The sequence below is a fragment of the Sphingomonas sp. genome (genome assembly GCF_050725575.1).
In the GTDB taxonomy this organism is placed as follows: Bacteria; Pseudomonadota; Alphaproteobacteria; order Sphingomonadales; family Sphingomonadaceae; genus Sphingomonas.
The window spans coordinates 25740-34622 of sequence record NZ_JBOHHW010000058.1 but is presented as its reverse complement, the minus strand read 5'-3'; the positions used below and the strand labels follow the sequence as shown (position 1 = coordinate 34622).

The window sequence follows — 8883 nt, the reverse complement described above, 5'->3', positions numbered from 1 at the left end:
TCTGCGTGGCTATCTCGACCACCCCGAAGCACCGCTTGCCAAGCTTTCCGGGCTCTCGATCGATGCATTGTCGAGCGTTCGCTTCGTCACCCTGCTCGACATCGCCTCGCGAGTCGGAGTCGCAGAAGCAATCGAAGCGGTGATCGCCGGCGGTCATCCCAAAGCCGTCTCCGCCACCATGCTGGTCAATCGGGGCGAGCCGGTGCCGGTGCAGATTGGCCTGGCCGCGCTACGGCGTGGTGCGGCGATCGAGGCCGTGTCCGCCATGATCGTTTCCCGACACTCTGGTTGAGACAGGATTAATCGCCAGTACACCAGGTCTTTACGTGCTTCGGTATATCCCCTGACCCGACACAGGAGCGCGAACCGGAATAGTCCGGTTCGCGCATGGAAAATTCGGGGGATCATGGCTTTTGATTCGGCACATAGCGTAAGGCGGGACAGCGGCTGGGGCATCATTGCCTCGCTGGCCGACGCCGATGGCAGCGCCACGCATCCGATGCCGCGAACGCTCGGCAACCGGCACGTGGCGGTACGCGATTTCGCGGATTGTGTTCATGCCCTTTGCGCCCTGCATGGCCGCCATCCTGGCGTAATCGATCTTGCCGCCGACCGTCATGTGCAACCGCTGGCGCAGGACTGGTTGATCGAGGCGGCGGAAGGATTCGCCGTCGAACGCACCTATCTCGCGACGCTGACCGCTGCGGCAGGGCCGCTGCCCTCAACGCCGGGCCAGGCCGAGTCGGAAGCCGCCGTGATCGGCCAGCGCCATGCCCTGGAAATGCTCGCCCAATCCGACCGCGCGGGATGCGCGACCGGCGCGGCGATCGCGCTGGTGCTCGACTGGGCAACGATTCGCATGACGCTTGATGCCGCCGCCAATCGTTTTGGCGTCACCCCGCCAACATCGGCGCTGCCGATCGAGGCGGAGATCGCCACCGTGGCCGCCTCGCTTGGCGACACGCCGGGTGTCGAGCGGGCAATGGCGTTCGGTGCGCAGCAATTGCTGGCGCAACATCGCGGGTTGTGGGACCTGCTGGAAGCCCGGGCGAGCGCGCGCAACCATCTCTGACTTTTGAATCGCGCGCTTGCGCCGCGAGCCGAATCCCCTCTATCGCCAAACCCGGTATTCAAATGAAACGGGATTGCGGCATGAAGCGCTTCGAGGGCACCCAAAGTTACGTCGCGACCGACGATCTGAAGGTCGCAGTCAACGCGGCGGTCACGCTGCGTCGCCCGTTACTGGTCAAGGGTGAACCCGGCACCGGCAAAACCGTCCTCGCTTATGAAGTCGCCAAGGCAATCGATGCCGAGCTGATCGAGTGGAACATCAAATCCACCACCAAGGCGCAGCAGGGACTGTACGAATATGACGCGGTGGCCCGCCTGCGCGATGGTCAGCTCGGCGACGAGCGCGTCCACGACATCTCCAATTATATTCGCCGCGGCAAATTATGGGAGGCATTCACTCGCCCCAAGCCGCCGGTGCTGCTGATCGACGAAATCGACAAGGCGGACATCGAATTCCCCAACGATCTGCTCCAGGAGCTCGATCGGATGGAATTCCATGTCTATGAGACCAAGGAGACGGTGAAGGCAGCGGAGCGCCCGATCGTCGTGATCACCTCGAACAATGAAAAGGAGCTGCCCGACGCGTTCCTGCGCCGCTGCTTCTTCCATTATATCAAATTCCCCGACCGCGACACGATGCAGGCGATCATCGACGTTCACTTCCCCGGCATCCAGAAAATCCTGGTCAACAAGGCGATGGACATTTTCTACGACGTTCGCGACGTGCCGGGCCTGAAAAAGAAGCCGAGCACCAGCGAGCTGCTCGACTGGCTCAAGCTGTTGCTGCACGAGGATATGCCGCTCGAGGTGCTACAGAATCGCGACCCGACCAAGGCGATCCCGCCACTGCACGGCGCGCTGCTCAAGAACGAGCAGGATGTGATGCTGTTCGAGCGGCTCGCCTTCATGGCCAAGCGTCAGCAAAACAAAGGATAATCGTTGACGGCTGGGCTGGCGGCCGTTGGCCCTGGTTACGGCACGACATTCGACCGACAATATATGACGTTTGGCTGACGTCTCGACGCAGAGACGCGCGATCGACCTATGCAAACAGCCTGATCAGGGAGGTTTGCCATGCGGTTTATGCACTTATCATTGGGCGCACTGGCCGCCATTCTCGCGGCAGCGCCAGCGGTCGCAGAAAAATCGGATCGTGCGAATGCGCGCCCTGCGAAGGAAAAGAAGGTCTGCCGCCCGGTCGTCGGGACCGGCACGATCCTGGCGCGCCCCTATTGCCTGACCAGGGCCGAATGGGCGGAAATGGACGAGCGCAACCGGCGAGACCATGAACTGGTTGAGCAGCGAAAATTCAACAATATGAAGAAGCCGACCCCTTTTGAAGCTTATTAGGCCGAAACCTTCGGTCAGAGCTGCCTGCCCCTGATTTCCTGCTACTCCTGCCTGAATGCGCCGGTCACCCAGATCGACCGGCGAGGAGATTTTGGTGGAGCCAGTCGACAGTCAGTTGCCTCGCAAGAATGATGGTGCGGTAAGCGAACCGCCGCTTGCCGTACTACAGTCCGGTGCGACCCGATTCACCCAGGTGCGCGCCCGTCTCGAAGCGGCGCGGCCCACACGCGGCTGGACGGCGGCACTCTACGAATTCTTGCTGTTCGGCTTCAAACAGGGCTGGGCCTGCCTGTTCGGCGCGCTAATGCTCGCGATGCTCTTCGCGACGCATTTCTTCTACCCCGCCGATGCGCTGATCGCGCGCTATGATGTGCTGACGATCGGCGCGATCCTGATCCAGGTGGCAATGCTCGTCTTTCGCCTCGAAAGCCTGCGCGAGGCGAAGGTCATCCTGATCTTTCACATCGTCGGCACCGTCATGGAAGTGTTCAAGACCGCGCACGGATCCTGGGTTTATCCCGAGCCGAGCCTGTTGCGCATCGGCGGCGTGCCGCTCTTCTCGGGATTCATGTATGCGGCGGTGGGCAGCTATATCGCGCGGATCTGGCGCATCTTCGATTTCCGCTATGATCATTTCCCTCCGCACTGGATGACGATCGCTCTGGCAACGGCGATCTATATCAACTTCTTCGCGCATCACTGGCTGCCCGATGCGCGCCTGCTGCTCTTTGCGGTGACCGCGATATTGTTCTGGCGGACACGTGTGTGGTTCACCCCTTTTCGCAAAGCCCGGTCGATGCCGTTGCTGATCGGCTGGTTCCTGGTCGCGCTGTTCATCTGGTTCGCCGAGAATATCGGTACCTATACCCGTGCCTGGGCCTATCCATCACAAGGGCCGGAATGGTCGATGGTCTCACCGCAGAAGCTCGGCGCCTGGTATCTGCTGATGATCATCTCGTTCGTGCTGGTGTCGCTGCTGCACCGGCCGGAGCGGCCCTCCAGCGTTATGGTAACTGTGTCCTAAACCACGCCTCCCAACGCTTTCCGCACGCGAAATCGGCGAGGATTTACCGGTATGGGACGCTTATCCTCCCGCCTTGCCTGGCTCGCCATCGCGGTTTCGACCGTCAATGCTCCCGTGAGCGCGAAATCCCTGCTCGATTATGTCGGCGAATGCGTGCCCTTTGCGCGCGCCGCCTCAGGCATCCAGATCTACGGCGATGCCTGGACCTGGTGGGACGCGGCCGAGGGCAAGTATCGACGCGGCGACACGCCGAAGGTCGGCGCGGTGATCGTGTTCCGTCAGTCGCCGCGGCTGCATCTCGGCCATGTCGCGGTGATCAGCCGTGTCGTGACGCGACGCGTGGTGATGATCACCCATGCCAATTGGTCGCGCCGGAATGGCGAGCGCGGCCATGCCGAACGGGACGTGACCCTGACCGACGTGTCGATGAACAATGACTGGAGCGAAGTGAAAGTCTGGTACCGCGACAGGGACGGTCTCGGCAGCACCGTCTACCCCACCTATGGCTTCGTCTACGGCATACCGGACAAGGTGGCCGGACGCGCAGTCGTCAGGGCGCATGCCGCGTCTGAGCTTAGCGGCAACGATCCCGACGATGTCGGCGCGCTGATCGACGCCTATCGCTGACTGGCTTGCGCGAACCGGCCGGCCCGGCACGCTGTCCTGACAACGGGAGAAGTGCGGATGAAATTGCTGGTTGTCGATGCTCTCGTCGCCATCGCTCTCTTCCTGTCGGCGCCCGCCATAGCAGCCGAGAAGCCGCTCCTCAGCTGGCAAGCCTCGGGCGATCGCATCGCCATGCCGACCGCTCACCTTTCATTGTCCAAAACTGCGGGTTCTGCAGTGATGACCAAGACCGATGAGTTTTCGCACAAAGGCGAAGGATTGGACAATGTCGCGCAGTTCGAAACGCCCGATCGCAAGATCTTCGGCACTGCCTATGTCTATCTGCCGGCCTATCCTGACGCTGCGCTGACCGCATATCAGACCGATAAAAGTATCCGCGATCGTTTCGGCGCGGTCACCTTCACCGATCAGAGCGTGGTCGCATCGGATGGGCACCCCGGCACCGTCATTCGCCTAGTGTATTCCGACGGCAGGGCCGAAAAGGTCAATGGCGGAGAGCCCGTCGCAACCGCAGCCGCCTTTCTGCGCGTGTCGGGATGGATCGTGAAGCTGCGCGCCAGCGGCCCGGCTGAGCGCCGATCCGAGGTGATCGCCGTGCTCGACGGGCTCATCGCGGGGCTGCGCTTCGACAAGGGTGCCTATGTTCATCCGGTCGGCCTGTTTCAACTCGCGCCCCCCTGCCCCGCGGCCGATCGTCCAGCGGCGCTCTCTCCCAAAACCGACAAGACGTCGACCCGCGCTCTCGGCGCAGCAATTGGCTTGTCCGCCGCCATCATCGACCCCAAAGGCAAGAAGGACGATCTTCCGCGACCGTTTCCAAATAACGGCCTCCAGCAAGCCTGTGTGCGAGGCACCATCAAATATGGCGATAGCTCGATCGACTTGCTTCAACCGGTCGGATCTGCGGATCCGAGCGCGATTGTCGGCGTGATCAACGATGCCGGGTCGATGCTGGTAATCGAAAAGGCGCTCATTCCGCCCGGCTATGATTTCAAGACAACCCAGATCGGCGTCGCAAATATCTATGGCAGTTATGATGCCATTCCGTCTGTCACTCAAATAAATGCCCTTTTTTCCGGCACGGCGACCGAGGGCACCACGCGCCAGGCAAGCGTGAAGTTTAAGGCGACCGGTGATACCAGCATCGAAATAGCCATGGACGGCGCGAAATGATCTCTCGCCGGGCGAAGGATTTACAATGTTCCTGAACTTTCTCGACGAGCTCCGCGCTGCCGGCATTCCTGCCAGCATGAAAGAGCACCTCCTATTGCTCGAGGCCCTCGATGCCGATGTGATCGACCGCACGCCGGAGGATTTCTATTATCTTTCGCGTGCCGTGTACGTAAAGGATGAAGGGTTGCTCGACCGGTTCGACCAGGTCTTCTCCAAAGTCTTCAAGGGCATCGCCACCACGTTCGGCCAGGCGCCGACCGACATTCCCGCCGACTGGCTCAAAGCCGTCGCCGAGAAATATCTTTCGCCCGAAGAGATGGAGGCGATCAAGTCGCTCGGCTCGTGGGACGAAATCATGGAGACGCTGAAGAAACGGCTCGAGGAGCAGCAAGGCCGGCACCAGGGCGGCAACAAATGGGTCGGGACGGGCGGCACCTCACCCTATGGCAATAGCGGCTATAATCCCGAGGGCGTGCGCATCGGCGGCGAGAGCAAACACAAGCGCGCGCTGAAGGTGTGGGACCAGCGCGACTTCAAGAATCTCGACAGCACGCGCGAACTCGGCACGCGCAACATCAAGATCGCGCTGCGCCGTCTGCGCAAGTTCGCGCGCGAAGGCGCCGCCGACGAGCTTGATATCGACGCCACGATCGACGGCACCGCTCGCCAGGGCTGGCTCGACGTCGTGATGCGTGCCGAGCGGCGCAATGCGGTCAAATTGCTGCTGTTCCTCGATGTCGGCGGCTCGATGGATCCGTGGGTCAAGCTGTGCGAGGAGTTGTTCTCGGCGGCGACGAGCGAATTCAAGAATCTCGAATTCTTCTATTTCCACAATTGCCCGTACGAAGGCGTGTGGAAGGACAATAAGCGCCGCTTCACCGAGCGGACGCCGATGTGGGACGTGCTGCACAAGTTCGGCCATGACTATAAGCTGGTGTTCGTCGGGGATGCCTCGATGAGCCCATACGAGATCACCCACCCCGGCGGCTCGGTCGAACATTTCAATGAGGAATCGGGCGCGGTGTGGATGCAGCGCATGACCACCACCTATCCGGCGGCGGTATGGCTCAATCCGATCCCGGAACAGCAATGGGGCTATTCGCAAAGCGTGCGCATCATCCGCGAGCTGATGAACGACCGCATGTATCCGCTGACCCTGGCGGGGCTGGATGACGGGATGCGCGAGCTGACGCGGAAGCGGTAAGGGCTAGAGACAGTGGTGGGGATGTTCGGAAAGCTACTCGGAAAAAAGCCCGAAACCCCAGCGTCGGATGAGCCGCTCGTGCCGCATCCAATCCCCGCGCTGGTGACTATCCTATATCGGCTCGAACAAGACAAAGGCACCGCGCTGACCGAAGCGGAGGTGGTCAGTGCTCGAGACAAGGCCGTATGCATCATGCTGCCGCTTTCGCGAGCGGTACAACTGGCCGAGATGCGCGGCTATGATGATGTCGACTTAGAAAACGTATGGGAAAGCTGGTGCCAGTACCGCACGGGAATTGCGCCGGCAGGGAGCAACCCGCCAGCGACGTGAGTGACATGCATCAACCTTGGAATATCAGGCGTTCAATGCCTCAAGCTTGGCCTGAAATTGCTGCGCCAGCGCTAACCTGCGATTGCGCGCCTCGGCGGTGACAGCTGTCCGCGCCGCCGCATGTTCCTGCATTGCGCGCCGCGCATAATAATGAAGATTGGATTCCACTGAATTTCGTCCCCGCAAACGACTTCCCAGTCGCCAGCGTGATGCTGCAGAAATATTACCAAATATAATATTTTGGGCCAAAATGTCGCGAATCCGCGCCGAATGGTTGTCCGACAAGTCAATAAAGCAGGAATCGACCCCGTTCGGCCGTCCAGGCCGCTTCATCGGGGCCGGTGAGCGCATCAAGGTCGCCCGAGTCGGCAGCAACATTATCGACCCATTCGCGCAGTCCCGGACCGGCATTGATCACGTCGATCGCGAGCTTGCCGAATTCATATTCGTACGGAAAATCGCGCCACAGATCATAGTCCGGATAGAGCCGCCGGATCGCCTTGAAACCCAGCGCCTGCACCCGCCACGGCCTGAACGCCTGGTGGTCGTATCCCGGCCCCTCGGCATGGATGAACACGCCACTGCACAATTGCCCCACATGCTTGTGAAAGGTCGGCTGGAACCAGATATCGCGCAACGTGCAGCCTGCCAGCCACCCCGGTGCAAAACGGCGCATTTCGGCAATCACCGCACGCGCATCGATATCGGGCGCGCCGAACAGTTCGAGCGGCCGCGTGGTCCCGCGTCCTTCCGACAGAGTCGTGCCCTCCAGCATCACCGTGCCGGCATAGGCGCGCGCCATGTTGACGTTGGCAGCGTTGGGACTCGGATTGATCCACACGCGATCGGCAGGCCAGCCGAAACCCGGCGCCGTATCGGGTTCCCACCCCTCCATCGCGATCACATGGTAGTCCACATCAAGCTTGAAATGGTCGATGAACCAATGGCCCAGTTCGCCCAATGTCAGCCCGTGGCGCATCGGCATCGGCCCGGCACCAACAAAACTCTCCCAGCCCGGCAACAGCGTCAGCCCCTCGACCGGCCGCCCCGCCGGATTGGGCCGGTCGAGCACCCAGACCGATTTGCCATGCTGGGCCGCCGCTTCCAGTACATAGAGCAGGGTCGTGACGAAGGTGTAGATACGGCACCCGACATCCTGCAGGTCGACCAGTATCATGTCGAACGTGCCCATCGATTGCCCGCTCGGCCGGCGCACTTCGCCGTACAAGCTGAACACCGGCATGCCGTAAATCGGGTCCGTGAAGTCGGGCGACTCCATCATATTGTCCTGCAGATCGCCGCGCACGCCGTGCTGCGGACCGAAAACGGCGGAGACGTTGAGCCCGCTCGCGACCAGCGCATCGATTGCATGTGTCAGGTCGGCAGTGACCGATGCGGGATGCGCGAGCAGCGCGACACGCTTGCCCTCCAGCGGTTTGCGCAGCGCAGGGTCGGCGAGGAGACGATCGAGACCGAATTTCATGCGGCCGTCGGTGCCGCGAGCTCAGCGGTAAAGCAATCCCGGTTGTGGAAATCGGGCACTTCGGACGTGTCGGCCGGGTGCGCGAGCGCCCAGAAGGATTTAGTGCCGTCTTTCGCTTCGATCACGGCGGTCAGACCGAGATGCCATAGCGGCCCTTCGGCAAGCAAAGGCAGGGTAAGTGATACCGTCAGCTCGGCCCCTTCCGGCGTCACGCGCCACCCTTCATTCTCGTACCGCGCGGTTTGCGAATTGCGCATCCCCTCTCGATAGCCGTCGAATTCATAGATCGCCCATCTGCCCGACGGCGACGCGTTGAGTTCGGTGTAATCGTCACCGGCGCCCGGCGCGATGAACGCCTCGAAACAGCTATGCTGCCACAGATTGTCGGCAAAGGCCGGCTCAGCCGGTGTGGGCCATAGTACGGCATCAATCGCGCCGGTCACATGATAGCGAAGGGACAGCAGATCGCGGGACGGCCGATCGACGGTAACCCTCACGCTGTCCAGAGGGCCCCGGGGTAAGGCGGGATGCGGGATCAATTCGAACTCGGCCATAATGCTCCACCATTGGGGCCGATCCTGCCGACCCCGCCTTTGTCACTCTATCCACTCATCTCCGATG

At 61.4% G+C, this 8883-nt stretch carries 11 protein-coding genes and 1 pseudogene; 9 read left to right on the top strand and 3 right to left on the bottom strand.

Annotated elements, in window-relative coordinates:
* From ACRECS_RS24305 to ACRECS_RS24265, 9 genes and pseudogenes are all read left to right on the top strand, one after another.
* A pseudogene (locus tag ACRECS_RS24305) lies at window positions 1-292 on the top strand (hypothetical protein); the annotation flags it as partial.
* Window positions 293-406: 114 nt separating this feature from the next.
* Window positions 407-1072, top strand: a complete 666-nt coding sequence (locus tag ACRECS_RS24300) for a DUF6975 family protein (RefSeq protein WP_431585546.1) — start codon at window positions 407-409, stop codon at window positions 1070-1072.
* A gap of 80 nt (window positions 1073-1152) precedes the next feature.
* Complete coding sequence (locus tag ACRECS_RS24295; protein ID WP_431585545.1) at window positions 1153-2007, top strand: AAA family ATPase; 855 nt, start codon at window positions 1153-1155, stop codon at window positions 2005-2007.
* A gap of 138 nt (window positions 2008-2145) precedes the next feature.
* A complete protein-coding gene (locus ACRECS_RS24290; RefSeq protein WP_431585544.1) occupies window positions 2146-2421 on the top strand; it encodes a hypothetical protein in 276 nt (91 codons plus the stop codon).
* Window positions 2422-2536: 115 nt separating this feature from the next.
* Window positions 2537-3445, top strand: a complete 909-nt coding sequence (locus ACRECS_RS24285) for a DUF817 domain-containing protein (protein ID WP_431585549.1) — start codon at window positions 2537-2539, stop codon at window positions 3443-3445.
* A gap of 51 nt (window positions 3446-3496) precedes the next feature.
* On the top strand, window positions 3497-4072 hold the full coding sequence (locus tag ACRECS_RS24280; protein WP_431585543.1) for a CHAP domain-containing protein: 576 nt from the start codon (window positions 3497-3499) through the stop codon (window positions 4070-4072).
* Window positions 4073-4129: 57 nt separating this feature from the next.
* The gene (locus ACRECS_RS24275) at window positions 4130-5245 is read left to right on the top strand and encodes a hypothetical protein (RefSeq protein ID WP_431585542.1); all 1116 of its coding nucleotides are present in this window, start codon (window positions 4130-4132) and stop codon (window positions 5243-5245) included.
* A 25-nt stretch (window positions 5246-5270) separates the two neighbouring features.
* Window positions 5271-6449 carry a vWA domain-containing protein gene (locus ACRECS_RS24270; protein WP_431585541.1) on the top strand — a complete coding sequence of 393 codons (1179 nt, stop codon included), beginning with the start codon at window positions 5271-5273 and terminating at the stop codon, window positions 6447-6449.
* A gap of 12 nt (window positions 6450-6461) precedes the next feature.
* Window positions 6462-6779 (top strand): hypothetical protein, encoded by a 318-nt coding sequence (locus ACRECS_RS24265; protein ID WP_431585540.1) that lies wholly within the window; start codon window positions 6462-6464, stop codon window positions 6777-6779.
* Window positions 6780-6803: 24 nt separating this feature from the next.
* On the opposite strand, the gene ACRECS_RS24260 is transcribed toward ACRECS_RS24265, so the two are convergent.
* The 3 genes from ACRECS_RS24260 to ACRECS_RS24250 form a co-directional block, all read right to left on the bottom strand.
* Window positions 6804-6947, bottom strand: coding sequence for a hypothetical protein (locus ACRECS_RS24260; protein WP_431585539.1), 144 nt, complete (start codon window positions 6945-6947; stop codon window positions 6804-6806).
* A gap of 118 nt (window positions 6948-7065) precedes the next feature.
* The gene (locus tag ACRECS_RS24255) at window positions 7066-8262 is read right to left on the bottom strand and encodes an exo-beta-N-acetylmuramidase NamZ family protein (protein WP_431585538.1); all 1197 of its coding nucleotides are present in this window, start codon (window positions 8260-8262) and stop codon (window positions 7066-7068) included.
* Window positions 8259-8816, bottom strand: a complete 558-nt coding sequence (locus ACRECS_RS24250) for a DOMON-like domain-containing protein (RefSeq protein ID WP_431585537.1) — start codon at window positions 8814-8816, stop codon at window positions 8259-8261. The genes ACRECS_RS24255 and ACRECS_RS24250 overlap by 4 nt, the downstream gene beginning before the upstream one ends.
* Between the last annotated feature and the right edge of the window lie 67 nt (window positions 8817-8883).

Excerpts from the sequence above, each read along its gene's own strand:
- ACRECS_RS24300 (WP_431585546.1), top strand. The coding sequence starts at position 407 with ATGGCTTTTGATTCGGCACATAGCGTAAGGCGGGACAGCGGCTGGGGC.
- ACRECS_RS24295 (WP_431585545.1), top strand. The coding sequence starts at position 1,153 with ATGAAGCGCTTCGAGGGCACCCAAAGTTACGTCGCGACCGACGATCTG.
- ACRECS_RS24290 (WP_431585544.1), top strand. The coding sequence starts at position 2,146 with ATGCGGTTTATGCACTTATCATTGGGCGCACTGGCCGCCATTCTCGCG.
- ACRECS_RS24280 (WP_431585543.1), top strand. The coding sequence starts at position 3,497 with ATGGGACGCTTATCCTCCCGCCTTGCCTGGCTCGCCATCGCGGTTTCG.
- ACRECS_RS24275 (WP_431585542.1), top strand. The coding sequence starts at position 4,130 with ATGAAATTGCTGGTTGTCGATGCTCTCGTCGCCATCGCTCTCTTCCTG.
- ACRECS_RS24270 (WP_431585541.1), top strand. The coding sequence starts at position 5,271 with ATGTTCCTGAACTTTCTCGACGAGCTCCGCGCTGCCGGCATTCCTGCC.
- ACRECS_RS24255 (WP_431585538.1), bottom strand. The coding sequence starts at position 8,262 with ATGAAATTCGGTCTCGATCGTCTCCTCGCCGACCCTGCGCTGCGCAAA.
- ACRECS_RS24250 (WP_431585537.1), bottom strand. The coding sequence starts at position 8,816 with ATGGCCGAGTTCGAATTGATCCCGCATCCCGCCTTACCCCGGGGCCCT.